This is a genomic window from Streptomyces albidus (ex Kaewkla and Franco 2022) (assembly GCF_013870515.1).
Classification (GTDB): domain Bacteria; phylum Actinomycetota; class Actinomycetes; order Streptomycetales; family Streptomycetaceae; genus Streptomyces; species Streptomyces albidus.
Genome location: NZ_JACBXA010000056.1, coordinates 1 through 26,900, shown reverse-complemented (window position 1 = coordinate 26,900; position 26,900 = coordinate 1). Strand labels below are relative to the sequence as shown.

General features: G+C 69.6%; 25 protein-coding genes, 1 pseudogene and 1 riboswitch. Of the genes and pseudogenes, 18 read left to right on the top strand and 8 right to left on the bottom strand.

All coding sequences use genetic code 11. The annotated features are described in order from the left end of the window. Positions 1-93 precede the first annotated feature (93 nt). The 10 genes from H5J26_RS11960 (at position 94) to H5J26_RS11915 (ending at position 10,225) form a co-directional block, all read left to right on the top strand. Positions 94-702 carry a CDP-alcohol phosphatidyltransferase family protein gene (locus tag H5J26_RS11960; RefSeq protein WP_181765781.1) on the top strand — a complete coding sequence of 203 codons (609 nt, stop codon included), beginning with the start codon at positions 94-96 and terminating at the stop codon, positions 700-702. Between the two features lie 114 nt (positions 703-816). Then, positions 817-3,312, top strand: coding sequence for a mannose-1-phosphate guanyltransferase (locus H5J26_RS11955; protein ID WP_181765780.1), 2,496 nt, complete (start codon positions 817-819; stop codon positions 3,310-3,312). Positions 3,313-3,371: 59 nt separating this feature from the next. Continuing rightward, entirely contained in the window at positions 3,372-4,271 is a 900-nt protein-coding gene (locus H5J26_RS11950) for a DUF881 domain-containing protein (RefSeq protein WP_181765779.1), read from the top strand. Beyond that, positions 4,268-4,600 carry a small basic family protein gene (locus tag H5J26_RS11945; protein ID WP_028432652.1) on the top strand — a complete coding sequence of 111 codons (333 nt, stop codon included), beginning with the start codon at positions 4,268-4,270 and terminating at the stop codon, positions 4,598-4,600. The genes H5J26_RS11950 and H5J26_RS11945 overlap by 4 nt, the downstream gene beginning before the upstream one ends. A 5-nt stretch (positions 4,601-4,605) precedes the next feature. Further along, positions 4,606-5,601 (top strand): DUF881 domain-containing protein, encoded by a 996-nt coding sequence (locus tag H5J26_RS11940; RefSeq protein WP_181765778.1) that lies wholly within the window; start codon positions 4,606-4,608, stop codon positions 5,599-5,601. Positions 5,602-5,726: 125 nt separating this feature from the next. Beyond that, positions 5,727-6,557 carry an FHA domain-containing protein gene (locus H5J26_RS32425; protein WP_419183783.1) on the top strand — a complete coding sequence of 277 codons (831 nt, stop codon included), beginning with the start codon at positions 5,727-5,729 and terminating at the stop codon, positions 6,555-6,557. Positions 6,558-6,574: 17 nt separating this feature from the next. Continuing rightward, positions 6,575-7,306: a MerR family transcriptional regulator gene (locus H5J26_RS11930; RefSeq protein ID WP_181765777.1), complete on the top strand. Its 732-nt coding sequence runs from the start codon at positions 6,575-6,577 to the stop codon at positions 7,304-7,306. 111 nt (positions 7,307-7,417) lie between these two features. Next, on the top strand, positions 7,418-7,891 hold the full coding sequence (locus H5J26_RS11925; protein WP_027764781.1) for a bifunctional nuclease family protein: 474 nt from the start codon (positions 7,418-7,420) through the stop codon (positions 7,889-7,891). A gap of 183 nt (positions 7,892-8,074) precedes the next feature. After that, the gene (locus tag H5J26_RS11920; RefSeq protein WP_210771234.1) at positions 8,075-8,686 is read left to right on the top strand and encodes a MerR family transcriptional regulator; all 612 of its coding nucleotides are present in this window, start codon (positions 8,075-8,077) and stop codon (positions 8,684-8,686) included. A 33-nt stretch (positions 8,687-8,719) separates the two neighbouring features. After that, positions 8,720-10,225: a DNA polymerase IV gene (locus tag H5J26_RS11915; protein WP_181765775.1), complete on the top strand. Its 1,506-nt coding sequence runs from the start codon at positions 8,720-8,722 to the stop codon at positions 10,223-10,225. On the opposite strand, the gene H5J26_RS31445 is transcribed toward H5J26_RS11915, so the two are convergent. Then, positions 10,129-10,518, bottom strand: coding sequence for a PRC-barrel domain-containing protein (locus H5J26_RS31445; protein ID WP_181765774.1), 390 nt, complete (start codon positions 10,516-10,518; stop codon positions 10,129-10,131). The genes H5J26_RS11915 and H5J26_RS31445 overlap by 97 nt on opposite strands. Before the next feature lie 259 nt (positions 10,519-10,777). Beyond that, positions 10,778-10,875, top strand: a riboswitch (glycine riboswitch). Between the two features lie 183 nt (positions 10,876-11,058). Between H5J26_RS31445 and gcvP the strand changes: the two genes are divergently transcribed. Continuing rightward, positions 11,059-13,944 (top strand): aminomethyl-transferring glycine dehydrogenase, encoded by a 2,886-nt coding sequence (gene gcvP, locus H5J26_RS11905; RefSeq protein ID WP_181765773.1) that lies wholly within the window; start codon positions 11,059-11,061, stop codon positions 13,942-13,944. An 87-nt stretch (positions 13,945-14,031) separates the two neighbouring features. Here the strand turns inward: gcvP and H5J26_RS11900 are convergent, their stop codons facing one another. Then, positions 14,032-14,238: a DUF5999 family protein gene (locus H5J26_RS11900; protein WP_303647141.1), complete on the bottom strand. Its 207-nt coding sequence runs from the start codon at positions 14,236-14,238 to the stop codon at positions 14,032-14,034. Between the two features lie 282 nt (positions 14,239-14,520). Next, on the bottom strand, positions 14,521-15,126 hold the full coding sequence (locus tag H5J26_RS11895; RefSeq protein WP_181765771.1) for a hypothetical protein: 606 nt from the start codon (positions 15,124-15,126) through the stop codon (positions 14,521-14,523). Positions 15,127-15,637: 511 nt separating this feature from the next. Here H5J26_RS11895 and H5J26_RS11890 point away from each other — a divergent pair. Further along, positions 15,638-17,134 (top strand): glutamate-cysteine ligase family protein, encoded by a 1,497-nt coding sequence (locus H5J26_RS11890; RefSeq protein ID WP_181765770.1) that lies wholly within the window; start codon positions 15,638-15,640, stop codon positions 17,132-17,134. 163 nt (positions 17,135-17,297) lie between these two features. Beyond that, positions 17,298-18,104 (top strand): CPBP family intramembrane glutamic endopeptidase, encoded by an 807-nt coding sequence (locus H5J26_RS11885; RefSeq protein ID WP_181765769.1) that lies wholly within the window; start codon positions 17,298-17,300, stop codon positions 18,102-18,104. 12 nt (positions 18,105-18,116) lie between these two features. On the opposite strand, the gene H5J26_RS11880 is transcribed toward H5J26_RS11885, so the two are convergent. Further along, positions 18,117-18,962 carry a PhzF family phenazine biosynthesis protein gene (locus tag H5J26_RS11880; RefSeq protein WP_181765768.1) on the bottom strand — a complete coding sequence of 282 codons (846 nt, stop codon included), beginning with the start codon at positions 18,960-18,962 and terminating at the stop codon, positions 18,117-18,119. A 151-nt stretch (positions 18,963-19,113) separates the two neighbouring features. On the opposite strand from H5J26_RS11880, the gene H5J26_RS11875 reads away from it, so the two are divergent. Further along, the gene (locus tag H5J26_RS11875; RefSeq protein WP_181765767.1) at positions 19,114-19,728 is read left to right on the top strand and encodes a PadR family transcriptional regulator; all 615 of its coding nucleotides are present in this window, start codon (positions 19,114-19,116) and stop codon (positions 19,726-19,728) included. Between the two features lie 104 nt (positions 19,729-19,832). Here H5J26_RS11875 and H5J26_RS11870 read toward each other — a convergent pair. Next, positions 19,833-20,228 (bottom strand): annotated as a pseudogene (locus H5J26_RS11870) (DUF4232 domain-containing protein); the annotation flags it as partial. A gap of 473 nt (positions 20,229-20,701) precedes the next feature. Between H5J26_RS11870 and H5J26_RS11865 the strand changes: the two are divergent. Together H5J26_RS11865 and H5J26_RS11860 are read left to right on the top strand one after the other, a co-directional pair. Continuing rightward, a complete protein-coding gene (locus H5J26_RS11865) occupies positions 20,702-21,256 on the top strand; it encodes a peptidase (protein WP_309237879.1) in 555 nt (184 codons plus the stop codon). Between the two features lie 12 nt (positions 21,257-21,268). After that, the gene (locus tag H5J26_RS11860; protein WP_181765766.1) at positions 21,269-22,285 is read left to right on the top strand and encodes an EamA family transporter; all 1,017 of its coding nucleotides are present in this window, start codon (positions 21,269-21,271) and stop codon (positions 22,283-22,285) included. A 22-nt stretch (positions 22,286-22,307) separates the two neighbouring features. On the opposite strand, the gene H5J26_RS11855 is transcribed toward H5J26_RS11860, so the two are convergent. Both H5J26_RS11855 and H5J26_RS11850 read right to left on the bottom strand, forming a co-directional pair. Next, the gene (locus H5J26_RS11855; RefSeq protein WP_181765765.1) at positions 22,308-22,943 is read right to left on the bottom strand and encodes an FMN-binding negative transcriptional regulator; all 636 of its coding nucleotides are present in this window, start codon (positions 22,941-22,943) and stop codon (positions 22,308-22,310) included. Between the two features lie 95 nt (positions 22,944-23,038). After that, entirely contained in the window at positions 23,039-23,722 is a 684-nt protein-coding gene (locus tag H5J26_RS11850) for a pyridoxamine 5'-phosphate oxidase family protein (RefSeq protein WP_181765764.1), read from the bottom strand. A 47-nt stretch (positions 23,723-23,769) separates the two neighbouring features. Between H5J26_RS11850 and H5J26_RS11845 the strand changes: the two genes are divergently transcribed. Further along, on the top strand, positions 23,770-25,104 hold the full coding sequence (locus H5J26_RS11845) for an aminotransferase class I/II-fold pyridoxal phosphate-dependent enzyme (RefSeq protein WP_181765763.1): 1,335 nt from the start codon (positions 23,770-23,772) through the stop codon (positions 25,102-25,104). Between the two features lie 43 nt (positions 25,105-25,147). On the opposite strand, the gene H5J26_RS11840 is transcribed toward H5J26_RS11845, so the two are convergent. Further along, positions 25,148-26,137: a DMT family transporter gene (locus tag H5J26_RS11840; RefSeq protein WP_181765762.1), complete on the bottom strand. Its 990-nt coding sequence runs from the start codon at positions 26,135-26,137 to the stop codon at positions 25,148-25,150. A 74-nt stretch (positions 26,138-26,211) separates the two neighbouring features. Between H5J26_RS11840 and H5J26_RS11835 the strand changes: the two genes are divergently transcribed. Further along, the coding region (locus H5J26_RS11835; protein ID WP_181765761.1) for a LysR family transcriptional regulator at positions 26,212-26,900 on the top strand (689 nt) is incomplete at its 3' end.

The window sequence follows — 26,900 nt, the reverse complement described above, 5'->3', positions numbered from 1 at the left end:
GCGTTCCGGGTGGTGGACCCCCTGGACGCCGGCCGGTCGACTGCCGGTAGTGTCAGGCCCATCGTCAGTACGGTTGCTCACAGGAGGCTCCGGGTGGAGGTCCAGTACAGACAGGCCGAGGAAGGCCGGGTCTTCACCATCCCGAACGTCCTCAGCATGGCGCGCTTGGTGGGTGTGCCGGTCTTTCTGTGGCTGATCCTTTGGCCGGTGTTCGGCGGTCCGAACCTTGACGGGTGGGCTCTGCTCGTTCTGGCTCTCAGCGGCATCAGTGACTATCTGGACGGAAAACTCGCTCGCCGTTGGAACCAGGTGAGCAATCTCGGCCGGATCCTCGATCCCGCCGCCGACCGGCTCTACATCCTCTCGACTCTCCTCGGGCTCACCTGGCGCGAGATCCTCCCGCTCTGGCTCACCGCCGCGTTGCTGGTGAGGGAACTTCTCCTGCTCGTCATGGTGTGGATCCTGGACCGGCACGGCTACGCGCCCCCGCAGGTGAACTTCCTCGGGAAGGCAGCAACGTTCAATCTGATGTACGCCTTTCCGTTGCTGCTTCTCAGTGACGGCAGCGGCTGGATTGCGTCACTCGCCGCGGTGTTCGGATGGGCGTTCGCCGGCTGGGGTACGACTTTGTACTGGTGGGCAGGGATCCTCTACGTGGTTCAGGTCCGCCGTCTGATCAGAGCGGGCACCGCGACCGACTGAGCTTGCCTTTTCAATGTCGCAGAGGCCGGGTCAGGTCCCTCACTTGAGTGTGTGGCCATCCCGGATCGGGGAAGTCGGTATGACCGTCGTCTTACCGAGGAGGACACTGCCGACATGAAGGCCGTCGTGATGGCCGGCGGCGAGGGCACCCGCCTTCGCCCGATGACCGCGAGCATGCCCAAGCCCCTTCTGCCCGTGGTAAATCGCCCGATCATGGAACATGTGCTGCGGTTGCTCAAGCGCCATGGGCTGACCGAGACAGTGGTGACCGTCCAATTCCTCGCATCACTCGTGAGGAATTACTTCGGGGACGGCGAGGAGCTCGACATGGAGCTCACCTACGCCAACGAAGAGAAACCCCTCGGTACGGCCGGCAGCGTGAAGAACGCCGAAGAAGCGCTGAAGGACGACTCGTTCCTCGTCATCTCGGGCGACGCTCTCACCGACTTCGACCTGACCGAACTCATCAACTACCACAAGCAGCAGGGTGCGCTCGTCACCGTGTGTCTGACGCGCGTACCCAACCCGCTCGAGTTCGGCATCACGATCGTGGACGACGACGGAAGGGTCGAGCGGTTCCTGGAGAAGCCCACATGGGGCCAGGTCTTCTCCGACACCGTCAACACGGGCATCTACGTCATGGAGCCCGAGGTCTTCGACTACGTGGACCCGGATGTCTCCGTCGACTGGTCCGGCGACGTCTTCCCCCAGCTGATGAAGGAAGGCAAGCCCATCTACGGCTTCATCGCCGAGGGTTACTGGGAGGACGTCGGCACGCACGAGAGCTATGTGAAGGCTCAGGCGGACGTGCTCGAGGGCAAGGTCGACGTCGAGATCGACGGCTTCGAGATCTCGCCCGGCGTGTGGGTCGCGGAAGGAGCCGAGGTCCATCCGGACGCGGTGCTGCGCGGCCCCCTCTACATCGGCGACTACGCGAAGGTGGAAGCGGACGCGGAGATCCGGGAGCACTCCGTCATCGGTTCCAACGTCGTCGTCAAGAGCGGTGCCTTCCTGCACCGTGCCGTCGTGGACGACAACGTCTACATCGGACCGCAGGCGAACCTGCGTGGCTGCGTCATCGGTAAGAACACGGACATCATGCGGGCGGCACGCATCGAGGACGGCGCCGTCATCGGCGACGAGTGCCTGGTCGGTGAGGAATCGATCGTTCAGGGCAACGTACGTGTCTATCCCTTCAAGACGGTCGAGGCGGGCGCGTTCGTCAACACGTCCGTCATCTGGGAATCCCGGGGCCAGGCGCACCTGTTCGGGGCGCGGGGCGTCTCCGGCATCCTGAACGTCGAGATCACCCCGGAACTGGCCGTCCGGCTGGCGGGCGCGTACGCGACGACCCTGAAGAAGGGGTCGACCGTCACCACGGCCCGGGACCACTCCCGAGGAGCGCGGGCCTTGAAGCGGGCCATGATTTCCGCTCTGCAGACCAGCGCCATCGACGTACGCGACCTGGAGAACGTGCCGCTGCCCGTGGCCCGTCAGCAGACGGCGAGGGGCAGCGCCGGCGGCATCATGATCCGTACGACGCCGGGAGTGCAGGACAACGTCGACGTCATGTTCTTCGACGAACGCGGAGCCGACCTCTCCCAGGCCGGCCAGCGCAAGCTCGACCGGGTCTTCGCGCGGCAGGAGTACAGGAGGGCGTTCCCCGGAGAGATCGGCGACCTCCTCTTCCCCTCCAGCGTCTACGACTCCTACTCGGGGTCGCTGCTGCGCTCGGTGGACACCACCGGCGTCGCGGAGGCAGGGCTCAAGGTCGTCGTCGACGCGGCCAACGGAAGTGCCGGTCTCGTACTGCCGAGCCTTCTGGGGCGGCTGGGCGTCGACGCGCTCACCATCAACCCGGGACTGGACGAGGCGCGGCCCACGGAAACCGCCGACGCGCGCCGCTCCGGCCTCGTCAGGCTCGGCGAGATCGTCGCGTCGGCCCGTGCCGCCTTCGGCATCCGCTTCGACCCGGTCGGCGAGAGCCTCTCGCTGGTCGACGAGCGCGGAAAGATCATCGAGGACGACCGTGCGCTGCTGGTGATGCTCGACCTGATCGCTGCCGAGCGCCGGAGCGGCCGCGTGGCCCTGCCTGTCACCACCACACGCATCGCGGAGCAGGTTGCGGCCTACCACGGGACGCAGGTGGAGTGGACGACGACTTCTCCGGACGACCTCACAAGGGTGGGGCGCGAGGAGTCCACCGTCTTCGGCGGCAACGGCACGGGCGGCTACATCATCCCGGAGTTCAGCTCCGTCTTCGACGGCTCGGCTGCCTTCGTACGTCTCATCGGGCTCGTCGCCCGGGCCCAGCTCACCCTCAGCCAGATCGACGCACGCATTCCGCGGGCACACGTTCTTCGCCGTGATCTCGCGACGCCGTGGGCGGTCAAGGGACTCGTCATGCGCACCGTCGTGGAGGCCGCGGGCGACCGGTCGGTCGACACCACGGACGGCATCCGCGTCGTGGAGCCTGACGGCCGCTGGGTGATGGTGCTTCCCGACCCGGCCGAAGCGGTCACCCACCTGTGGGCGGAGGGGCCGGACGACGCGTCAGCCCAGGCATTGTTGGAGGAGTGGTGCACAGTGGTCGACAGCGCCGGTCGCTGACCGAACCGGGGGGTGGGCCCATTCGGTGGTAACGACCTTGCCGTGCGACGATGTGCGTCATGTCGCAGCAGCACCCTGAACGGAGTACCGCATCGCGGCCTGCGCGACCCGATGCCTCCATGTCGCTGCTGACCAATGCGATGGACCACAGCCTCGACGACGGCTACGCGCAGGCTGCCGCGCGGCGGGGAGCCGAGGGCACGTCCGGCATGCCTCGGACCGTCCGCGCGAAACTGTGGCTCGCGGCCGGGCTGGTCCTCGCCGCGCTGGTGGTGACGGTCGGTGCTGCGCAGGCCAGGGTCTCCGCCCCCGAGCTCGCCAAGGAACGGCAGGAACTGATCTCCCGCATCGACGAGGGGGACCGGCGCACGGATTCGTTGCAGCGCAACGTCGACAGTCTGCGCCATGACGTCGAGGCGAAGCAGCGCAGGGCGCTGCAGAAGCACGGGGGCGAGGACGCAGAGGTGGTCGGGCTGCTGTCCGGCGCGCTCCCGGTCCACGGCCCCGGCGTCAAACTGGTCGTCGACGACGCCAAGGACACCCAGGACAGCGACACCGGAGGTCCCCGGCAGAGCAGCGGCTTCTCGGACAACGGCCGGGTACGGGACCGCGATCTGCAGCGCGTGGTCAACGGTCTGTGGGAGTCGGGCGCGGAGGCCGTGTCGGTCAACGGCCAGCGTCTGACGTCTCTTTCGGCGATCCGCGCGGCCGGCGACGCGATACTCGTGGACAACAAGCCGCTCGTTCCGCCGTACACCTTGCTCGCGCTGGGCCCCGGGCAGAAACTCAGCACCACCTTCCAGGACAGCGCCGACGGGCAGTACTTGCAGGTGCTCCAGGAGAACTACGGTGTGCGCACCAGCATCAGCACCCAGGACGAAGTGCGGCTTCCTGCCGCGCCGAGCCTGATCGTACGAACGGCAAAGCCCGTGAAGACAGGAGAGGGCAGCAGATCGTGATCGCCGTACTGGGCCTCATCGTGGGAGTCGTGGCCGGACTCGTGGTCCGGCCCGTCGTCCCGACGTTGGTCGAGCCCTATCTCCCGATCGCCGTTGTCGCGGCGCTGGACGCGGTCTTCGGGGGGCTGCGTGCAATGCTCGACGGGATCTTCGACGACAAGGTGTTCGTCGTCTCGTTCCTGTCGAACGTCGTGGTGGCCGCGCTGATCGTCTTCCTCGGCGACAAGCTCGGTGTGGGCGCCCAACTCTCCACCGGCGTCGTCGTGGTGCTCGGGATCCGCATCTTCTCCAACGCAGCTGCCATCCGTCGGCACGTCTTCAGGGCGTGAGGCCGATGAGTGACGGCGACGACAAGAAGCACCCCGGTGAGCTTCCGCCCGAGGGCTCGGGAGCCGAGAACAAACCGAAGGACGAGGACACGCAGCCGAACCCCCCGGATGCTCCGGAGCCCTCCAGGGCATCGGAGCGCGACGGGGCACCGAACACGCAGGAGCCGCCCGCGTCTTCTGCGTCCGACGGGCCCGCCGCGTCCTCTGAGACGCGCGAGCCGGCGGGCAACACCCAGGGCGAGCAGAAGCCGCTTCCGGAGCCGTCGGGGGAGAGTGCGGCGCGCACAGGCCGCCAGCGTCTGGTTCAGGCCGTCTGGCCGCCGCGGGTGACACGCGCCCAACTCATCGTCGCCCTGCTGCTGTTCGTGCTCGGTCTCGGTCTCGCAATCCAGGTGCGGTCCACCAGTGAGAACAGTTCACTGCGCGGTGCCCGCCAGGAGGACCTGGTGCGCATCCTGGACGAACTGGACGACCGCACCAAGCGCCTCGAGGACGAGAAGCAGAGCCTCGAGGGCCAGCGCACCGAGTTGGAGAACAGCTCGGACCAGGCCGAGGAGGCCCGGAAGCAGACGCGTCAGAAGGCACGTCAACTGGGCGTGCTGGCAGGCACTGTCGGCGCCGAAGGCCCCGGCATCGAGCTGACCGTCACCGACCCGGGCAAGTCCGTCGAGGCGGACATGCTGCTCGACGCGGTTCAGGAACTACGGGCGGCGGGCGCCGAGGCCATAGAGATCAACAACGTACGCGTGGTGGCCAGCACGTACTTCTCCGACAGCTCCGGCGGGGTACGCGTGGACGGGCACAAGATCAGCGGACCGTACCGCTTTCAGGTGATCGGGAAGCCTCAGGACCTGGAGCCGGCACTGAACATCCCCGGCGGCGTCGTGCAGACGCTGCGCAAGGAGCAGGCGGAGGCGTCGGTTACCCCGGCCAAGAAGATCGTTGTGGACGCCTTGCGCTCTGTGAAGCGTCCTGATTACGCTCGGTCATCTTCGCGGTGAGGTGGCGGCGGAGGCTTGCGGGGGGTCGGCGGACCCGGTGACCATCGCGTGAGGGAAACTGTCCGACGTCCAGGGACGTTGTCTGGGCGTCCCTGTCGGCCAAGTGAGAGCATCGAGGGTCTGTCCTGCCCCACGGGCGGGTCTGTTTCGTGCGAGGGGAATCGCCCGTGAGTTTTTTTGCAAGGTTGTTCGGCAAGGACCGCCCGAAGGACGGCGGCGACGCGCGGCAGCGGACCTCTCGACAGTCGGACCCCATGGGGGGCACCGAGGGCGAGGGCGGCGAGCGCCCGCTCTTCCGGGACGAGGTCGCTGCTCCGGGCGGTGACAATGCCGGTGGTCACGATAGGGTTTCTGTTGACCCCGGAGCGTCGGGCCGCATAGGTTCCGGTGCACCATCAACGACTACGGGCGGAGGGGCTGCCGTGCCGGTGTGTGGCAGGTGCGGGACCCGGGTCGCCGAGGCGAGCCGGTTCTGTTCGAACTGCGGGGCACCGCTTCGTGGTGGAGCCCCCGTGGCTGAGGGGTCCTCCGAGACGACTTCCACGATCTCGATCTCTGGGCTGGAAGCCTACGAGGCGGAGGCGACGGGTCAGAAGACGCCGCCGCTGTCCCCCGAGGCGCAAGCCGCAGTCGATGCGCTTCCGTTGGGCTCCGCCCTGCTCGTGGTGCGTCGCGGTCCCAACTCGGGAAGCCGTTTCTTGCTGGACGGCGAGCTGACGACCGCCGGCCGCCACCCGGAGAGCGACATCTTCCTGGACGACGTCACCGTCTCCCGCCGCCATGTGGAGTTCCGGCGCGGCCCGGACGGCGCGTTCACCGTCTCCGACGTCGGAAGCCTCAACGGCACCTACGTCAATCGCGAGCGCATCGAGGCCGGCGTCCCGCTGACCAACGGCGACGAGGTGCAGATCGGGAAGTTCCGGCTGGTCTTCTTCGCCAGCCAGCGCGCCATCTGATCTGTTCGGGAAGGTCTATGGAGCACACACCGTCCGGCGGTGCCTACACCGGCACCGCCGTCGGGGAGGACGGCGGTCCACTGAGCATCGGTGCCGTGCTGCGTGTGCTTCGTGATGAGTTCCCTCAAGTCACGGTTTCCAAGATCCGCTTCCTTGAGGCGGAGGGGCTGGTCGAGCCGCGGCGCTCGCCCTCCGGTTATCGCAAGTTCAGCGTCAAGGACGTCGAACGTCTCACCCACATCCTTCGGATGCAGCGTGATCACTATCTTCCGCTGAGGGTCATCGGTGAGCGCCTGGACGCGCTCACCGACGAGCGGCGGCGGCCGTCCGTGCCCGCCCAGACCACCCCGCGCGGCCAGCTCGGACAGGGCAGCACCGAACCCACCTCGATCCGCCGGGCGGAGCTGCTCGCCGCCACCGACGTGAGCGATGCGGAGCTGACGGAGTGGGAGTCCCACGGGCTTCTCACGCCCGACCGCGAGGGCTCCTATGACATCGATGCCGTCACGGTCGCCCGCCTCCTCGCCGATCTCGGCCGGTCCGGCCTGAATCCCAGCAGTCTCCAGGCTCTGAAGACAGCCGCTGATCGCGAAGCGGACATGGTCAACACGGCCGTGGCGCGGCTCACAGAGCAGGAAAATTCTCGGGCCGCGGCCGATGCCGACACGGCGGCGAGACGGCTGGCCACGTTGTCCGCGCAGCTCCACGCAGCCCTTGTGCTGACTGCCCTGCGGCTGCGTTCCTGCTGACAGTCCAGCTGAGAAGGTGATCCGGATCTGCCAGGACCGAGTCGGTTCATACGACAGCCAAGGGCGGGTCCCGACTACCCAAACAGGCGGGGCACGGCCTAGGGTTGCTGTGTGAACGAGCTCGACGTTGTGGGTGTCCGGGTCGAAATGCCCTCCAACCAACCGATCGTGCTGCTGCGGGAAGTGGGTGGCGACCGGTACCTCCCCATCTGGATCGGCCCCGGGGAGGCGACCGCGATCGCCTTCGCGCAGCAGGGCATGACGCCTGCGCGTCCGCTGACCCACGACCTGTTCAAGGACGTCCTGGAAGCAGTGGGGCAGGAGCTCACAGCTGTCCGCATCACGGATCTGCGGGAAGGCGTGTTCTACGCGGAGCTGGTCTTCGCGAGCGGTGTCGAGGTCAGTGCCCGTCCGTCCGACGCCATAGCGCTGGCTCTGCGCACCGGCACGCCGATCTACGGCAGCGACGGTGTGCTGGACGACGCGGGGATCGCCATCCCGGACGAGCAGGAGGACGAGGTGGAGAAGTTCCGCGAGTTCCTCGACCAGATCTCGCCCGAGGACTTCGGCACCAGCAGCCAGTGACCCCGTCCACGGATCACCGCTGACCACTGCGTCCTGGGGCGAAACGAGCACTTCTTCCCCGCTCGCGGTTACGGCAAACCACTCCTTGGGTGATTATCACTCGGCGTGCCGAGTGTGGCGATCGTTGACGCACCACCGGTGACTGCCTACCTTCGGTGAGGCAGGTCCCGGGGGCGCCCCGGGATGTGGAGGACGGAGGTCGGCGTGAGAAGTACCGGCGACGGTATGGCAGCGGAAGGCTCCCCTCCTCCGACGGGTTCCCCAGGGCGGGCCCCTGAGGCGGACGCCCCAGACCAGGCCTCCGACCCGGTCGGATACCGAGGACCCACGGCCTGCTCGGCGGCCGGCATCACCTACCGCCAGCTCGACTACTGGGCGCGCACCGGACTCGTGGAGCCGAGCATCCGTCCCGCCTATGGTTCCGGCAGTCAGCGGCTCTACAGCTTCCGGGACGTCGTCGTCCTCAAGATCGTCAAGCGGCTGCTGGACACCGGTGTCTCGCTCCAGAACATCCGCACCGCCGTGCAGCACCTGCGCTCCCGCGGTCTGACCCACCTGGCGCAGATGACGCTCATGAGCGACGGCGCGACCGTCTACGAGTGCTCCTCGCCCGATGAGGTCGTCAACCTGCTCCAGGGCGGCCAGGGCGTCTTCGGGATCGCCGTCGGTGTGGTCTGGAAGGACGTCGAGGGCGCGTTGTCCGAGCTGCACGGTGAGCACGTCGACACCGGTGAGACCATCGTGGGCGATCATCCCGGGGACGAGCTCGCACGGCGCCGCAACCGCGTCGGCTGAGATTGTCAGAGCCATGCGGCAGCATCGACGAGTGTGAGAAGCGCACCGACGATCCTTCATCTGGACATGGATGCCTTCTTCGCCGCCGTCGAACAGGCCTCCAAGCCGAGCCTGCGCGGGAAGCCCGTCATCGTCGGCGGTGTCGGGACGCGAGGAGTGGTCGCCACCGCCTCCTATGAGGCCCGGATCTTCGGCGTCCATTCGGCCATGCCTATGGCTCAGGCCCGCCGCCTGTGTCCGAACGCCGCTTACCTCACTCCCCGTTCCAGCCTCTATCGCCAGGTCAGCGATGCGGTGATGGAGATCCTCGGGCTGCTGTCCCCTCTGGTGGAGCCGCTGAGCCTCGACGAGGCGTTCGTCGACCTCGAGGCGGGGGAGGCGCTGGCATCCGACGACTCCCAGGCCGCGCGAGCCGTCGGAGAGCAGCTGCGCGACATGATCAGGGAGGCCACCGGCCTCAGTGGTTCGGTCGGGCTGGCGGGATCCAAGATGCTCGCCAAGATCGCGTCGGAGGAGGCCAAGCCGGACGGGCTGTTCCTCATAGAACCGGGGACGGAGCGGGAGCTGCTCGCCCCCATGTCCGTACGGACGCTGCCCGGAGTCGGCCCCGCGACGGCGGAGGTGCTGCGCAGGTCGGGGATCATCACCGTCGGGGACGCCGCCGAGGCGGGGGAGGCGGAGCTGCTGCGGCTCCTGGGCAAGGCGCACGGTGCTTCGCTGTATGCGATGGCGAACGGCTGGGACGACCGTCCGGTCATCGCGGAGCGGGACGCCAAGTCGGTGTCGGTGGAGGACACCTTCGATGTGGACCTCACCGAGCGGACCCTGGTCCAGGCTCACGTCGCACGGCTGGCCGACCGATGCGTGGAGCGGCTGCGCGCAGCCGGGAGGTCGGGGCGCACCGTAGTGATCAAGGTACGGAGCTACGACTTCTCCACCCTCACGCGCTCGGAGACGCTGCGCGGCCCCACGGACGATCCGGGCGTGATCCGTGAGGCCGCAGCCCGGTTGATCGAGGCGGTGGACACCACGGCCGGCGTACGCCTGCTCGGAGTGGGGGTGAGCGGGCTCGCGGACTTCACACAGGAGGACCTCTTCGCCCAGGCCCAGGCCGCCTCGGAGACGGCAGCGGTCGCGGCTGCTCAGGAGGAGGCGGGAGGCCAGCGATCGGCGGCGGGTCCCGTGGATCCTCCGGCGGACCGGCGATGGCTTCCGGGGCGGGACGTCAGACACGCAGAGCACGGCTTCGGCTGGGTGCAGGGCAGCGGCCTGGGAAGGGTCACGGTGCGATTCGAGGAATCAGGGTCGCCGCCCGGCAGGGTCCGTACGTTCTCCGTCGACGATCCGGACCTGAAGACCACCGATCCGCCGCTGCTGGAAGCCATGGCACGTGCGGCGGAGCAAGTCCGGCCGGACCGGTTGGGCCGGCCGGGGGAATCGGCTCAGCTCTCGGACCCCGCTATGCGTCCGAAGTCCTGGTCCGGGCCCGGCGCGGGCGAGGGGCCGGCCTCGGCGGACGCGGGCACCTCCAGCCCGTAGTGGAGGTAGAGCTGCAGCTCCTGCATGGGGGAGAGGTGCCTGCCGACGCCCAGCACCGGCGTGCTTCTGATCAGGGCGCGTGCGAACGGGACTTGGAGCTCGTCACCGACCAGCTTGCTCGGCTCCAGCGGAACGAGGGATTCACGCCTGAAGAGGCCCGAGCGCAGCGCGGCCCACTCGGGTTCGCCCGTCGCGTCGTCGAGATACACCTCGCCGACCGTGCCGATCTTGCAGCCGCTCACATCGAGCGCCTTGCGTCCGATCAGGCTCCGCGGGTCGATGTCGGTCTGCACGGCTGCCTCCACGTGGTCGCAACTGAGGCGCCGGACCACGGCGCGTGCCGTGGCCGGTGCTGGACGGCGGTCCGGAACGAATCCCTCCCTGGGCCCCCTTCCGTGCTGCCGCGTGCACCGATGTCGCTGCGGGTGCAAGATCGCGGGAGCCGGACGTATAAGCCGTATTACCACCCAAAGGCACATTTCAGCCTTTGGCCACTCGAGTGCACCTCCAGCTCCCGCTGCAGAAAGCGCTGGTAGGCTCGAAGGCGGCTCACGACCCCGTGCGGGAGAGTCCTCCGGCACATGTGCCGGAGGCGCCGAAGGAGCAACTCCTCCCCGGAATCTCTCAGGCTCACGTACCGCGCGGGTGAGGTCACTCTGGAAAGCAGGGCGGGCAGTGCCTGGGCTCTCCCTCACCGACGGTGAAAGCCGGATCGGCCGCACAGTCGGACGGACCGGTGAAACTCTCAGGTCGCGATGACAGAGGGGGAGGCCGTACGGGCACCCGTGTCGTGGTGTCCCTCGAAGGTCACAGCGACCAGGAGGCCCCCGCAGATGACTGCCAACCGCATCCCCCTCGCCGAGCTGGAGCGCGGCACTCCCTTCGAGCGCCGGCACATCGGCCCCGACGCCGGTGCCCGGGCCAAGATGCTGGCCCAGGTCGGATACGGCTCGCTGGACGAACTGACCGCGGCCGCGGTGCCCGAAGTGATCAAGAGCAACGAGGCTCTGGATCTGGCACCCGCCCTTACCGAAGCCGAGGCCCTCGCGGAACTGCGCGGACTCGCGGCGCGGAACCAGGTCGTCCCGTCCATGATCGGCCTGGGCTACTACGGCACGTTCACGCCGCCCGTCGTCGTGCGCAACATCATGGAGAACCCGGCCTGGTACACGGCGTACACGCCCTACCAGCCGGAGATCTCGCAGGGCCGCCTCGAGGCGCTGCTCAACTTCCAGACGATGGTCGCCGACCTGACCGGCCTGCCCACCTCCGGCTCCTCCCTTCTGGACGAGCCCACCGCGGCAGCCGAGGCCATGGCTCTCTCCCGGCGCGTGGGCAAGGTCAAGGAGGGCGTCTTCCTGGTGGACGCCGACTGCCTTCCGCAGACCGTCGCCGTCATCCGCACCCGCGCGGAACCCACCGGTGTCGAGGTCGTGGTCGCGGACCTGAGTGAGGGCATCCCGGCCGACGTGGCCGAACGAGGCGTCTTCGGAATGCTGCTGCAGTACCCGGGAGCATCAGGTGCCGTGCGCGACCACCGCGCCGTCATCGAGCACGCGCATGAGCTCGGTGCGATCGTGACCGTCGCCGCCGACCTGCTGGCGCTCACGCTGCTCACCTCGCCCGGCTCCCTCGGAGCGGACATCGCGGTGGGCTCCAGCCAGCGCTTCGGCGTCCCCATGGGATTCGGCGGACCGCACGCCGGCTACATGTCGGTGCGCGACAAGTACGCGCGGAGCCTGCCCGGGCGTCTCGTCGGCGTCTCCAAGGACGCCGACGGCGACCAGGCCTACCGCCTCGCCCTGCAGACCCGCGAACAGCACATCCGCCGGGAGAAGGCCACCAGCAACATCTGCACCGCGCAGGTGCTGCTCGCCGTGATGGCCGGGATGTACGCCGTGTACCACGGTCCGGAGGGGCTGGCCGGCATCGCCCGCCGGACCCACCGCTACGCCGTGATCCTCGCCGAAGGGCTGCGGGCCGGAGGCGTCGAGATCGTCCACGGCGACTACTTCGACACCGTCACCGCGCACGTCCCGGGTCGCGCGGCGGAGATCGTCGCCCAGGCCCGCGAGGCGGACGTGAACCTGCGCGAGGTGGACGCCGACCACGTCGGAATGGCGTGCGACGAGACCACCGGACGAGCCCAACTGGCAGCTGTCTGGTCCGCGTTCGGCGTCGAGGCCGACATCGAGGAGCTGGACTCCCGGACGGCCGACGCGCTGCCCGCCGACTTGCTGCGCACCGACGAGTACCTGACCCACCCGGTCTTCCACGAGTACCGCTCCGAGACGGCGATGCTGCGCTACCTGCGCCGCCTCGCCGACCGGGACTACGCGCTGGACCGCGGCATGATCCCGCTGGGGTCGTGCACGATGAAGCTCAACGCCACCTCGGAGATGGAAGCCGTCACCTGGCCGGAGTTCGGCGGGCTGCACCCCTTCGCTCCCCTGGACCAGGCCGAGGGCTACGTCGCGCTCATCCGGCAGCTCGAGGAGCAGCTCGCGGAGATCACCGGATACGACCGGGTCTCGCTGCAGCCGAACGCCGGCTCCCAGGGCGAGCTGGCCGGGCTTCTGGCCGTGCGCGCCTACCACCGCTCACGCGGCGACGATCAGCGCACCGTCTGCCTCATCCCGTCCTCTGCGCACGGCACGAACGCCGCCAGTGCCGTCATGGCGGGCATGCGCGTGGTGGTCGTGAAGACCAGCGAGGACGGCGACGTCGACGTCGAGGACCTGCGCGCGAAGATCGCCCAGCACGGCGAGGAACTGGCCGTGCTCATGGTCACCTACCCCTCCACGCACGGCGTCTTCGAGGAGCACATCACCGACATCTGCGCGGCCGTCCACGAGGCCGGCGGACAGGTCTACGTGGACGGTGCGAACCTCAACGCGCTCATGGGGCTGGCCCGACCGGGCAAGTTCGGTGCCGACGTCTCCCACCTGAACCTGCACAAGACCTTCTGCATCCCGCACGGCGGAGGCGGGCCGGGCGTCGGCCCGATCGGTGTACGCGAGCACCTGGCACCGCACCTGCCCAACCACCCGCTGCAGCCCGCCGCGGGGCCGGCGAGCGGCATCGGGCCCATCGCGGGATCGCCCTGGGGCTCGGCCGGGATCCTGCCGATCTCCTGGGCGTACGTACGGATGATGGGCTCCGAGGGGCTGCGCCGCGCCACGCAGACGGCGGTGCTCGGCGCCAACTACATCGCCAAGCGCCTGGAGCCGCACTACCCGGTGCTCTACACGGGCCCGCGGGGTCTCGTCGCGCACGAGTGCATCGTCGACGTACGGCCGCTGACCAAGCAGACCGGCGTCAGCATCGACGACGTGGCCAAGAGGCTGATCGACTACGGCTTCCACGCACCGACCATGTCCTTCCCCGTGCCCGGGACGCTGATGATCGAGCCGACGGAGAGCGAGGATCTGGCCGAGCTGGACCGCTTCTGCGAGGCGATGATCGAGATCCGTGCGGAGATCGACAAGGTCGGCTCGGGGGAGTGGCCGGCGGACGACAATCCGCTGCGCAACGCGCCGCATACGGCAGCGCAGTTGAGCCGGGAGTGGGAGCACCCGTATGCGCGGGGAGAGGCCGCCTACCCGGCTGGGGTGCGCGCCTCCGACAAGTACTGGCCGCCGGTGAGGCGGATCGACGGGGCGTTCGGCGACCGGAACCTGGTCTGCTCGTGCCCGCCGGTGGAGGAGTACGACAACTGAGATCGCCCCGGCGTGGAAGCCGGTGACGCAGGTCAGGGCCGGTGCGGCGAAATGCCGGGCCGGCCCTGGGGCTCCACCGCGGTGGAATCAGGCAGCGGTGGCGATGTGACGGGTGTCGAGCGGGCGGTGCGGGTCGATGATCTTGCCGTCCGGCAGCAGCTCACCGGTGTCCTCGAAAAGCAGTACGCCGTTGCACAGGAGGCTCCATCCCTGCTCCGGGAAATGCGCCACAGGGTGGGCGGCTTCCCGGTCGGCGGACTCGGCTGTCGGGCAGGGTGGCTGGTGCTGGCACATTGTCGCTGTCGTCTTCCGTTGCGTCGTGGTGGTCTTGCTGCGGCTGGTCACGGTGTCCATGGCCGCCCCCCGTTCTCGGTCTGTCCCCAGTGTTCCCCTGCGGACTCGAATCCGCAGGGATTTCGCGTCACCACTCCTCAACCAGGACAGACGCGTCACCCTTGCGGGTGGTTGCCCTCAACTGGCTCGCACTTCCTGGCGATTTGCCCGATGTGGGACTGACCGTCACCGGCGTCACGGGGAGTCACCGAGCGCGGTAGGCGGTACCGTACCGCACCCTCGTCACACCGGTGTCCTCAACAGCGGAGCCGTCATCACGCGGCGGTTCAGCAGCGGCAGCAGCGCGTCCACGCGGTGCGGACTGTGCGCGGCGATGCCCGGGGGTGCGGGTGCGAGCGGAATCAGCAGATCGGACGGCTGAGGCGTGCCGTCGGCTGCGTCGGCGCCCGTGTCGCGGTGCAGCCACAGGGTGAGCATGTACAGCTGGGGCACGGACAGCAGCCGTGGCTGGAACGCCTCGGGCAGGGACTCCGCCTGCTCCAGGGCACGCCGGGTGGACGTGACGTACGGGCCCTCGCAGAAGTACGCGAAGGCCCAGCCGTCGGCGGTCAGTACGGCCTCGGCGGCGCCGACGGCGGCGGAGCCGGCAGGCGCCTCCCGCTCCCGGAGCAGGAACCGCCAGCCTGCGAGGCGCGTGAGCGAGCTTCCCTCCGGAGGGCTGAAGTCAGTCATCTCGTGGAGGGGGAGCGGGAGTTCGGGTTCGAGTGAGTGGCGGAGGATGCCCGGAGCGGCCGGTGGACGTCCCAGGCCGGAGGCCGTCGGCGAGCGGAGCGCCGCGAGGACGCTGCGCGAAGCGGCAGGCGGGGCCGGGGGTACATGCAACGGCATGATGAGTCGCCTCTCACTGGGGAGACACGGTGCTCCTGGTGTGGAGCAAGGCATGGCACGGACAGCGCTGTCGGCGTGCGAATCAGCCGCGAGAGGGCGGCGAGGGCCTCGACTGCGGGCGCCCCGGACGTTCCGGCGGTACCGCGTCCCAGCCTTGCCCGGAGCTTATACGAAGGGTGTTCTGCCGTAATTTCGGCTATAACTGTCTGATTCTTGGAGCAAGAACATATCCAGTCAGGATTTTGCGGCATTTCAATAGTTATGTCTGAGCTTCTACTGATGCGGCCTGGGGGAATTCCGCATCCGTGGTCGGCCTGATCTCGTCGGTGCTCCGACGCGAGTACGTGCGCGAGTCATGGGCGTCCGTCGTATGCCCGCGGAACGTACCCCGCGAAAGCGCAGGTGCGGACGTACCGGCAGCTGGGTACCGGATCAGCGGTGAGGCGTTATCCGTGACCTTGCCGGGCATCATGGCTGACACCACGCGGCCGTATCGAGGAGGGACGCCCCGATGGGTGAGAAGGTCGTGTCCGACGGGTTCGACCTGTCCGATCGGCATCGGTACCGGCAGAAGCTGCGGCAGTGTCTCGACGCTCTGAAGGTGCTGCTGGACGAGAGACGGTTCGAGCGTCCCCGGAATCTCATGGGCCTGGAGATCGAGCTCAATCTGGCCGACTCCGAGGGGCTGCCCCGGATGATGAACACCGAGGTGCTGCGGCGCATCGGCAGCGAGGATTTCCAGACGGAACTCGGGCAGTTCAATCTCGAGGTCAACATCGTTCCGCACCGTCTCTCCGGGGCGGTCTTCGACCAGCTCGCCGAGGAGCTTCGTACCGGGCTCGGGTACGCGGACAGGCAGGCTCGCGAAGAGGGCGCCGAAATCGTGATGATCGGCATCCTGCCCACGCTGACCGACGAGGACCTGGTCTCCGCGAACCTCACCGACGTGGACCGCTACACCCTGCTCAACGACCAGATCATGGCCTCCCGCGGCGAAGAGGTCGTGCTCGACATCTCGGGGGTGGAGCGGCTTGCGCGCACATCTCCGTCCATCGCCCCGGAAATGGCGTGCACCTCGGTGCAGCTGCATCTGCAGGTGACGCCCGAGCGCTTCGCGGACGTGTGGAACGCCTCGCAGGTGGTCTCTGCGGTGCAGATCGCCATGGGCGCCAACTCGCCGTTCCTGTTCGGCCGGGAGCTGTGGCGGGAGTCGCGGATCCCGCTCTTCCTTCAGGCGACCGACACCCGCCCCGCGGAACTGGCCGCGCAGGGGGTGCGGCCGCGCACCTGGTTCGGCGAGCGCTGGATCAGCTCCGCATACGACCTCTTCGAGGAGAACTTCCGCTACTTCCCGTCCCTGCTGCCCATCTGCGACGACGAGGACCCGCAGAGCGTGCTGAGGGACGGAGGCACTCCCGGCCTCGCCGAACTCGTACTGCACAACGGCACCGTCTACCGCTGGAACCGGCCGGTCTACGCAGTCTCGGGAGGCGTCCCGCACCTTCGGGTGGAGAACCGCGTGCTGCCCGCCGGCCCCACCGTGACCGATGTGCTGGCCAACACGGCGCTCTACTACGGCTTGGTGCGCAGCCTCGCTGACGAGCCCCGCCCGGTCTGGTCCCGGCTGCCCTTCGCCGCGGCCGCAGCCAACTTCGAGGCCGCCAGCAAGCACGGCATGGAGGCCGAGCTGAGCTGGCCGCGCCCGGGGCGCCCCGGCTCCTTGCACACGGTGCCCGTGGTGCGGCTGGTGCAGGAGGAGCTGCTGCCGATGGCGGCCGCCGGGCTGGAGGCGTGGGGAGTGGAGCGGGCGGACCGCGAGCGCTACTTGGGCGTCATCGAGGAGCGATGCCGGCACCGCGTCAACGGGGCCACGTGGCAGGCGGCCGCCTACCACAGGGCCGTCGAGGCGGGCCTGGACCGGGAGAAGGCGCTCGCGGCGGTCACGAGGCGATACTGCGAGCTGTCGCGCACCGGTGAGCCCGTGCACAGCTGGCCCGCCGGCCCGTAGATCACGGCCCCGCCGGCTCTCTCCTCGGGGACCCTGTCGCGCGTGAGCTGACGCCGTCGGGCAAGCTGTGTCGTTCCGGGCTGCGTGGTACGCGCGTCCGATGCCCGTATCCGCGCGGTGAGCGGGTGCGGGCGGAGCCGGCCGGCTGGAGTTGGAGGCATGTGTGCAGTCGCAAGCGCCTGACGCCGCGTCGTTCCCCCCGGGCGGGGAGACACTCCCGCAGCGCACGCTGCGGCAGGAGACGCTGCTCGTACTGGCTCTCTCACTGGGTGCGAGCGCGGTCTCGGCGCTGATCAGCTTCGTCGGATCGCTGACCGCGCCGGGCGCACTGGCCGATCAGTCCGCCCGGCTGAACACCTCGCAGGCTCCCGACCGCCCCTGGCTGGACCTGGCCTGGCAGCTCTTCGGGATCGCGACCGCGCTCGTGCCGGTCGCTCTCGTCGCGCATCTGCTCATGCGAGAGGGAGCCGGCGGGCTGCGCGCCATCGGCTTCGACCGTCGCAGGCCGGGCTTCGATCTCGGGTGGGGCGCCCTCGTCGCGGCAGCCATCGGGGGAAGCGGGCTCGCCCTCTACATGGCCGCGCTGCAACTGGGGTTCAACCTCACCGTCGTGCCGGAGTCGCTGCCGCACGTGTGGTGGCGGATCCCGGTCCTGATCGCCTCCGCCATCCAGAACGCCGTGGTGGAGGAGGTGATCGTCGTCGGCTACCTCCTGCGCAGGCTGGGCCAGGCGCACTGGGGGCCCTGGGCCGCGCTGGCGGCGAGTTCGGTGCTGCGCGGCTCGTACCACCTCTACCAGGGCGTCGGCGGGATGGTCGGGAACATGGCCATGGGCGTCATCTTCGTTCTGCTGTACCGCCGTTGGGGGCGGGTGGGGCCGCTGGTCATGGCGCACGCGCTGATCGACATCGTGGCCTTCACCGGGTACGCCCTGTTGGCGGGGAACGTGGACTGGCTGCCCACCCCCTGACGGCCGTGCCGGTCAGAACTCGGTGCGCAGCTGGGCGTCGAGCACGGTGACGGCCGTGCCGGTCAGTTCCGTACGGTCCCCGAGCAGCGTCGTGCGCACCGTTCCCGTACGTGCGGAGCACTGCAGCCCCGTCAGCGTGTCCTTGCCGAGGCGCGCGGACCACAGCGGGGCCAGTGCGGTGTGCGCGCTGCCCGTGACCGGGTCCTCGGGGATCCCGACGGCGGGAGCGAACATCCGGGAGACGTAGTCGTAGCCCGAGCCGGCGGGGTCCGCGGCGGGAGCGGTGACGATGACGCCCCTGTGCGGAAGGCGGCGAAGAGCCGTGGAGTCCGGGTCGAGCGCGCGCACCGCCTGCTCGTCGGCCAGTTCCACCAGGAGGTCGCCGAGCGGGCCGGTGTCGTGGACGGCGACCGGAGGGGCGCCCAGCGCGTCGGCGAGCCCGGCGGGCGGATCCGCCCGAGTGAGCGCGGCAGTGGGGAAGTTGAGGGTGTTCCCGCCGCCGGGGGCCGTTGCTGCCGTGAGCACGCCGCTGCTGCAGCGGAAGCGGAGGACGCCTTCGGCGAGACCGTCCTCCCGCAGGATGTGCGCGGTCGCGAGGGTGGCGTGCCCGCACAGGCCCACCTCGGCGGCGGGGGTGAACCAGCGCAAGGCCCAGTCGGCCTCGGGATCCCCGGACAGGGGGTGCGCGTAGGCGGTCTCGGAGAGGTTCATCTCGCATGCGAGCCGCTGGAGCCGCTCGTCGGAGGGGAAGCCGGCGGGGAAGGCCGCGCCCGGGCGGTCGTCGTCCAGGAGCACGACGGCGGCCGGGTTGCCCGCGTAGGCGCGGTCGGTGAAGGCGTCAACGGTGCGGATCCTCATGGCCCGGACCGTAGTCAGGGTCCGGGACGGGCACCACGGCCAATCGCAGTCATCTGGACCGGGGCTTGCCATGAACGTATCGCCGATATATCGTTGACGCATCGCGATAGAATCAAGAACATCAAGGACCGATCATAGAAGGGTGTCAGCGATGCGAACGGAAGACAGAGGACAAGGTGGCCGCGGACGCGGCCCCGGATCGGGCGGCTGCGGCCCCGGCGGGCACGGCCCCTGGGACCGGCGGGCCTTCGGGGCCTTCGGCCCGCCCTTCGGCGACGGGCCGCCGTTCGGCCCCCGCGGAAGGGGACGTGGAGGTCCGCGCGGACGAGCACGACGCGGTGACGTGCGTGCGTCGATCCTGGCGCTGCTCAAGGACCGTCCGATGCACGGCTACGAGATGATCCAGGAGATCGCAGAGCGCAGCGGCGGTGCCTGGAAGCCGAGCCCCGGCTCGGTGTACCCCACGCTCCAGCTCCTGGAGGACGAAGGGCTGATCAGCAACGCGAGTGAGGGCGGCAAGAAGCTCTTCTCGCTCACCGACGCCGGCCGCACGGAGGCCGAAGCCGGACCGGAGGCCCCCTGGGAGGAGGCCGGCCGCGGCATCGACTGGGAGGCCATGAACGAGGTGCGCAAGGCGGGCGGCGGTCTCGTCAGCGCCTTCCAGCAGGTCTGGGCGAACGGCTCGCCCGAGCAGCGCGAGAAGGCTCTCGGGGTCGTCAACGACGCCAAGAAGAAGCTCTACCTCATCCTTGCCGAAGAGGAGTGAACGGCGCCCGTACGCAAGGCCGTTGCTTCATGCCGCTGAGCGCGCCCCCGAGGCGCGCTCAGTGCTGTGCGGCCCGGCCGGCGTTCTGTGCCCGGCCCGCCGTCTCAGTCCGTACGGAGCGGCAGGACGTCGATCTCGCCGGCGCCGCACACGGTGCCGAGCTTCCAGCTGACGGACTTCGCGGCGCGCTGGTCCGGCGGGATCACCCGCATCGCCTTCGGCTCGGGGCACCGGCCGTCGGACGGGTCGCCCTCGCTCGGCACGACCGTCCAGTGCAGCCGGGCGGAGGCGCGGGCGCCGGGGGCGAGAGTGACCAGGCCTGAGGGCTTGGAGTGGTCGCGTGCGACCACGGTCGGGATCTTCTCTCCGCCCTTGCCGGTCAGCTGGAGGCCCGGCCAGCCCTGCGTACGGCAGGCGGTGGCGGAGGAGTTGGTGAGGGCGAGGGTGGCGTAGCGGTTGCCCGCCGCCGGCTGACCGGGTCGGAGCGAGACCGTCAGATCGTCGGTGACGCACCATGGCGGACGTGACTTGTCCGCGCCGGAGTCACCGGGGCGGCCCTCGCCCTCGGCACCCTGCGCCTTGGTGCCCTGCGGTGCGGTGCTCTGCGACTCCGCGGGGGTTCTTCCGCGTCGGAGCCGTCAGGGGCCGTGCTTTCCGCGGACGCAGGTGTGTTGGTGGAGGCGGGGGCGGTGTTGCAACCGGTCGCGGTCAAAGCGGCGCCGATTGCCAGGGCGGCGAGAACGGAGCGTGCATGGTGCGTGGCCATGGAAGTCTCCAAGTGCTGCCGTATGGGGGCTGGTTGTATGCCAAGACGCTGTTTTCCGGGCATTCGGTTCCCGGCGCCGAACGGAGCGGACTCTCCCGTACTCATCCTCAAGGAGGAGGAAGCGAGAACTCCCCACCTCCTTTGGTGTGATGGCATATGCCTCACAACGAGGATGTCTCAGCCGGGTGTGTGTGATGTGGTGTTGCTGTGGACATCCGTACGCCCCCTGTACCCCTGAGCCTGCCGGAAGGCGAGGAGATCGCGGGCCGATTCAGTGAACAACTGGCCGCCGTCGTCGCCGCGGCGCGCAGGCGTGCCACGCGCGGGGGCGACCGGGTGCTGGACACGGCGCATCTGCTGCACAGCCTCCTCGAATGGGATCCGGTGGTACGGGCGTTCCTGGGCGGCGGCGGTCCGCAGACGGCGAAGCTGCTCGGGTATCTGGCGCAGCGTCCCATCGGCTACGGGCTGCGCTGGCGGGGTGCGGTTGAGGAACCGGGCGTTCCGCGAGCCGGAAGTGCGCTGCCCCCCGCGCTGCCGGGGTGGTCGCCCGCTGCCGTGTCGGCGTTGGGTGCCGCGCTGGAACGGGCGACGGGCCGTGGCCTCGCGCGAGTTGAGGGCGTGGACCTCCTGGCGGGGCTGACGGTGGACGGAGGCTGCCGCGCTGCCAAAGTGCTGACCGACTCCGGGTTCGACGCGGAGAGGCTCTCCTCCGTGCTAGATGTCAGGGGTGAAAGGGGTGACACTCCTGTCGTGCGTTGACATGATGAGTGCATGCACGCCACCACCCGGCCCGGGGCGCCTCCCCGTGCGCGCAGTCTCGGACTGACGCTCGCCCTCCTCTCCGCCTTCGCCTTCGGCGGTTCGGGCCCGGCCGCCAAGCCGCTCATCGAGGCGGGCCTGGAGCCGCTCCACGTCACGTGGCTGCGTGTCGCCGGAGCCGCCGTCGTCCTGCTGCCGCTGGTCTGGCGTCACCGGGCACTGCTCCGTGAGCGTCCCGGGCTGCTCCTGGGCTTCGGGCTGCTGGCCGTCGCGGGTGTGCAGGCCTGCTACTTCGCGGCGCTCTCCCGCATCCCGGTCGGCGTCGCCCTCCTCATCGAATACCTGGCCCCGGCGCTGGTCCTGGGATGGGTGCGGTTCGTGCAGCGCCGTCCGGTGACCCGGGCGGCCGGTGTGGGCGTGGTGCTCGCAGTCGGCGGCCTGGCCTGCGTGGTCCGCGTGTGGTCCGGGCTCACGCTCGACGCCGTGGGCCTGCTGCTGGCACTGGGTGCGGCCTGCTGCCAGGTTGGCTACTTCGTCCTGTCGGATCACGGCAGCGACGGGTCGGACGGCCGGAAGCCGTCCGACCCGCTGGGGGTGATCGCCTACGGGCTGCTGATCGGCACCCTCGTGCTCACCGTCATCGCGCGGCCCTGGACGATGAACTGGACCGTGCTGACCGCGGATGCCTCCATGAACGGCACCTCTGTGCCGGCCTGGGTGCTGCTCGCCTGGATCGTGCTGGTGGCGACGGTTGCCGCGTACCTGACCGGAGTCGTCTCGGTGCGCAGGCTCTCCCCGCAGGTCGCCGGCGTCGTCGCCTGCCTCGAGGCCGTCATCGCGACGGTGCTCGCCTGGGTGCTGCTCGGTGAACACCTCTCGGCCGTGCAGCTGCTGGGTGGCGCGGTCGTGCTCCTGGGCGCCTTCATCGCGCAGAGTTCGACGCCGAAGGACCCACATAGCGAGCCGGTCGCATCCGGAGGCGCGCAAGCCGTCACCGGCGAGGTCAGGCCCGAGGACGCCCGGGCCTGACCGGCCCGACTGCGGCGGGCTTCTAGATGCCCGGCATGCGCCGGAGCTGGGTGCTCAGCGCTCCGCTGTCACGTCCCTCGCAACGGGCGGCGAGACCGGAGGCGATCTGGAAGCGCACCGATTCCGACTTCTGGTCGGCGAACTTGAACTTGGCCCGTACGTCCGTCACTTCGAGGCGGAGCCCACGGATCCCGGACAGCCTCCGCCCGTACGGAGGCCCGTCGGCGACGACGCGCGCCGAGCCGCCCTCCGGCTGGAAGTGTTCCACCTGGGCCTGGAGCAGCTCGGCCTTCGCTTCGGGGTCATCGACAATGTGTGCGGTGCAACTCAGCTGCACGGAGGCGTAGAAGCTGGTCGGCACGCCGTCCTGGGAGGGCGTGTCCTCATCGGCCTGCCAGGGGCCGGGGATGAAGGCGTAGTCGTCGACGACGCTCAGCATCACCTCCGGTGCCGCTCTCAGCGCGTCCCAGATCGGGTTCGGCCGGGCCAGATGGGCGAGGACGAGGGAACGCTCCTGGTCGTAGAGGAAGTGAAGCGGTTGTACGAACGGAGGCTCCCCCGCGGCGCCGTTGACGGCGAGCTGGCCGAAGTCGTGCGCGGACAGCCAGCGTTGCCACTCGCTCTTGTCACGAGCTGCGTCCCAGGGGTGAATGAGCATGTGTGCGCGGTTCCTCTCTTCGCTCGTTTCTTCGCTGATCGTTCTTCCGGCGTTGGTGTCCCGTGCGGGCCGACTCCTCAGCTGCGGACGGGAGTTCAGCGCCCTGCCAGGTAGTCGGGCAGCGCGATGCCCGGGGCCAGGTCGTCGGATGGCAGGGGAGCGCCGTAGGTCCGGCTGACGGGGACGACGCCGCTCCAGTGGGGGAGGTCCATGTCCTCGGGGTCGTCGGCCGGGCCGCCCTGGCGCACCTTGGCGGAGACCTCCTCCAGGTCGAGCCGGAGGACGGCTGTGGCCGCCAGCTCCTTCGCGTCGGCGCGCCGGGAGTCGTCCGAGCGTCCCGGAACCACGTTGTCGACGAGGGCGTCGAGTGCGGCGGTCATCTCCTCGCCGTCGGGCACCTGCTGAGCCACTCCGTGGACGACGACGGAGCGGTAGTTGATCGAGTGGTGGAAGGCCGAACGGGCCAGCACCAGGCCGTCGAGCCGCGTGACGGTGAGGCAGACCGGCAGACCCTGGTCCTGCTTGCCGGCTTCCCGCAGCGGCCGTGAGCCGGTGGAGCCGTGCAGGTAGACGCGCTCACCGATCCTGACGTAGAGCGTGGGCAGGACGACCGGCGCGCCGTCGCGTACGAAGCCGAGATGGCACAGGTAGTCCTCGTCGAGGATCGAGTGCACCAATTCGCGGTCGTAGGAGGCGCGTTCACGGTTGCGGGTCGGGGTGCTGCGATCGGTCGGCGTGTAGTCGGGGGCGGGGGTGTGAGGCTGGACGGTGTCCGGCAAGGCAGTCTCCCTTGCGTGAAGGTTTGTACTAGTGCATAATCTCGTTTGTGCTAGAAGGATATCGGATCGAAGGCCGGCGCGCAGCAGAGATCGCCGCAAGCGTGGAGCGCGGTGTGCGCACGGGCGGTCTCGCCCCCGGACAACTGCTGCCTCCCATGCGGGAGTTGGCTGCCGGTCTGAGCGTCAACGCGAACACCGTCGCGGCCGCATACCGGACCCTGCGTGAGCGCGGAGTGATCGAGACGGCCGGGCGCCGGGGCAGCCGCGTCCGCGAGATGAGGTCCACCCCCACCTCGCGGGAGTCGATCCGGGTCGATGTGCCGGAAGGCGGCACGGACGTCTCCTCCGGCAACCCCGACCTGGCTCTGCTGCCGCCCCTGCACGAGGCGTTGGCGCTCGCCGCGTCGAATGCGGCACGTCGCAGCGCGCTCTACGGCGGCCCGGCGATCGACGAACGACTCGCCCGCACGGCACGCCGGATGCTGGACGAGGACGGAGTGCCCGACGGCCCCGTCGCAGTGACCTCGGGAGCCCTCGACGCCATCGAGCGGGTGCTTGCCGCACACCTGCACCCGGGAGACGCCGTCGCCGTCGAGGACCCCGGCTGGGGCAGTCTGCTGGACCTGGTGCCCGCGCTGGGCCTGCGCGTCCTGCCGATGGCCGTGGACGACGACGGCCCCCTCCCGCGGGAGATGGCGCGTGCTCTACGGGAGGGCGCACAGGCCGTCATCGTCACCGACCGCGCGCAGAACCCGACCGGGGCGGCTGTCGGCGCCGACCGTGCACGCGAACTGCGAGAGGTGCTCGCGGGCCGACCCGAGGCGCTGGTCATCGAGGACGACCACGGCCACGGCATCGTCGAGCAGCCCCTGCACCCGCTGGGCGGCACCACGGAGCGGTGGGTGCTGGTGCGTTCCGTCGCGAAGGCCTACGGGCCGGATCTGAGACTGGCCGTGCTCACCGGCGACGCCGTCACCCTCGACCGCGTGCGCGCGCGCCAGCTGCTCGGCCCCGGCTGGGTCAGCCACCTGCTCCAGGACGCCGTGCTCCATCTGTGGGACACGGTCGCCGTGGACCTGCGTCCCGTCGCCCGTTCGTACGGACAGCGCAGGGACGCGCTCGTGAAGGCCCTGGGCGCCCACGGGATCACGGCACACGGGCGAAGCGGCATGAACGTGTGGGTGCCCGTGCCCGACGAGACGGGGGTCGTGGCGCGGCTGTTGCAGTCCGGCTGGGCGGTGGCTCCCGGATCCAGGTTCCGTCTGAAATCGCCGCCCGGTGTGCGCCTGACCGTCTCGCCGCTCACCATGGACGACATCGAGGCCCTCGCCTCCGCCTTCGCCGACGCGCTCAGCCCCGCCGAAGCGCGGCGCTACGACTGAGCTCCGCGCTACGACGGGGGCATCGCCGCCTCGCGTCGGAACCTCAACGGAGGGCCTGCTCGCGGGACTTGCGGGGCTTGCGCTGCGTGAGGGCCGCGCCGAGCAGGACGATCAGCGCACCGACGGGAGTGCTCCAGGTGAGGGGCTCGTTCAGCACCGTCACGCCCGCCACCGTCGCGATGACGGGGATGAAGTAGGTGACCATCTGGGCGGTGGTCGGGCCGACTTCGGCCACGAGCCCGTACTGGATGAGGAAGGCGAGCCCCGTGCCGAGCGCGCCGAGTGCCAGTACCGCCAGGACCGGGACCACGGGGAAGCTCGTCGGTGCGGTGGTGAACAGCGCGGTGAGCACGGCGAGTTGGGCGGCGCCGATCATCAGCTGTGCGCCCGACATCGACAGTGCCGAATGGGGGCTGCCGGCGAGGGTGCGCCGAACGTACAGCCAGCCGACCGCGTAACTCGCGGCGGCGCCCAGCGCCATGGCGGTACCCGCCGGGTCCTGGCCCGAGAAGCCGCGCCACGCGCCCAGAACCACCAGCACGCCGGCGAAGCCGAGTGCCAGGCCGACCACGCGGTGGCGGGTGGGCCGGTCCTCGGAAAGGGCGGCGATCGAAAGCGTCATGCCGAACAGGGGAGTTGTGGCGTTGCAGATGCCCGCGAGGCTGGAGGAGATGGTGAGTTCGGCGTAGGCGAAGAGCGAGAACGGCAGGGCGTTGAGGAAGACCGCGGAGACGGCCAGGTGGCCCCACACACGCTTGCCGGCCGGCAGGCGCTCACGCTTCGCGGCGAGCACCGCCAGGAGGACCGCAGCTCCGAACACCATGCGTCCGAGCGTCACTTGGAGCGGTGCGTAGGCCTGGGTGCCGACCTTGATGAGCAGGAAGCTGAAGCCCCAGACCAGGGCCAGTACGGCGAACCGCACGCGCCAGTCGATGCGGGGCGCGGGCCGCGTGCCGGATGCGGCGGGGGAGCGAGGCAAGGTCTGCTCCGGCGTGGTGCGGCTGCTGCCGTCGAGGCCCGTGGAGGTGGTCATACGACTACGATCCCGTGGTCCATGCTTTAAGCACAAGCGAGTATCTCTGCATGGAAAGACGTAGCATTGCTTACATGTTCAATCTGGAGAGACTGCGGGTCCTGCACGAGGTCTCGGTGCACGGCACGGTGGGCGGCGCCGCCGACGCCCTGTACGTCACCACGTCCGCGATCTCCCAGCAGATGGCCAAGCTGGAGCGCGAGACGGGGCAGCAGCTGCTCTTCCGCAGTGGCCGGGGCGTCCGGCTCACCGACGCGGGACGGCTGCTCGCCGAGCACGCGGAGCGTGTCCTTTCCCTGCTGGAGGTGGCGCAGGCGGACCTGGAGGCTCACCGGGGCCAGGCGGTGGGCGAGTTGATGCTCGGCGCCTTCCCCACCGCCGCCCGCGGCCTCGTCCCGGCGGCGATCGCGCTGCTGCGCGAGGAGCATCCTCAACTGCGCCCGCGGCTCACGGAGTTGGAGGCCGGAGTATCCGTACCGCGCCTGGTGCGCGGCGACATCGACCTGGCTCTCGTCCTGGACTGGCACAACAGGCCGCTGTCCCTGCCCGGGGGCCTGAGCAAGGCGCCGCTCCTGGAGGACCGGGTCGACATCGCGATGCCCTCGGGGCACCCCCTCGCCGGCCGGACGGGGGTAGAGCTGAAGGAGCTCGCGGACGAGGAGTGGATCTCCTGGCCGGAGGGGGAGTTCTGCCACGAGTGGCTGATGCGCACGCTGCGCGCCGAGGGCATCGAGCCGCGTGTGTCGCACATGGCCGACGAGCA

Coding starts and splice junctions, on each gene's coding strand:
- H5J26_RS11955 (WP_181765780.1), top strand. CDS start 817: ATGAAGGCCGTCGTGATGGCCGGCGGCGAGGGCACCCGCCTTCGCCCG.
- H5J26_RS11950 (WP_181765779.1), top strand. CDS start 3,372: ATGTCGCAGCAGCACCCTGAACGGAGTACCGCATCGCGGCCTGCGCGA.
- H5J26_RS11940 (WP_181765778.1), top strand. CDS start 4,606: ATGAGTGACGGCGACGACAAGAAGCACCCCGGTGAGCTTCCGCCCGAG.
- H5J26_RS11930 (WP_181765777.1), top strand. CDS start 6,575: ATGGAGCACACACCGTCCGGCGGTGCCTACACCGGCACCGCCGTCGGG.
- H5J26_RS11920 (WP_210771234.1), top strand. CDS start 8,075: ATGTGGAGGACGGAGGTCGGCGTGAGAAGTACCGGCGACGGTATGGCA.
- gcvP (WP_181765773.1), top strand. CDS start 11,059: ATGACTGCCAACCGCATCCCCCTCGCCGAGCTGGAGCGCGGCACTCCC.
- H5J26_RS11900 (WP_303647141.1), bottom strand. CDS start 14,238: ATGTGCCAGCACCAGCCACCCTGCCCGACAGCCGAGTCCGCCGACCGG.
- H5J26_RS11895 (WP_181765771.1), bottom strand. CDS start 15,126: ATGCCGTTGCATGTACCCCCGGCCCCGCCTGCCGCTTCGCGCAGCGTC.
- H5J26_RS11890 (WP_181765770.1), top strand. CDS start 15,638: ATGGGTGAGAAGGTCGTGTCCGACGGGTTCGACCTGTCCGATCGGCAT.
- H5J26_RS11880 (WP_181765768.1), bottom strand. CDS start 18,962: ATGAGGATCCGCACCGTTGACGCCTTCACCGACCGCGCCTACGCGGGC.
- H5J26_RS11875 (WP_181765767.1), top strand. CDS start 19,114: ATGCGAACGGAAGACAGAGGACAAGGTGGCCGCGGACGCGGCCCCGGA.
- H5J26_RS11860 (WP_181765766.1), top strand. CDS start 21,269: ATGCACGCCACCACCCGGCCCGGGGCGCCTCCCCGTGCGCGCAGTCTC.
- H5J26_RS11855 (WP_181765765.1), bottom strand. CDS start 22,943: ATGCTCATTCACCCCTGGGACGCAGCTCGTGACAAGAGCGAGTGGCAA.
- H5J26_RS11840 (WP_181765762.1), bottom strand. CDS start 26,137: ATGACCACCTCCACGGGCCTCGACGGCAGCAGCCGCACCACGCCGGAG.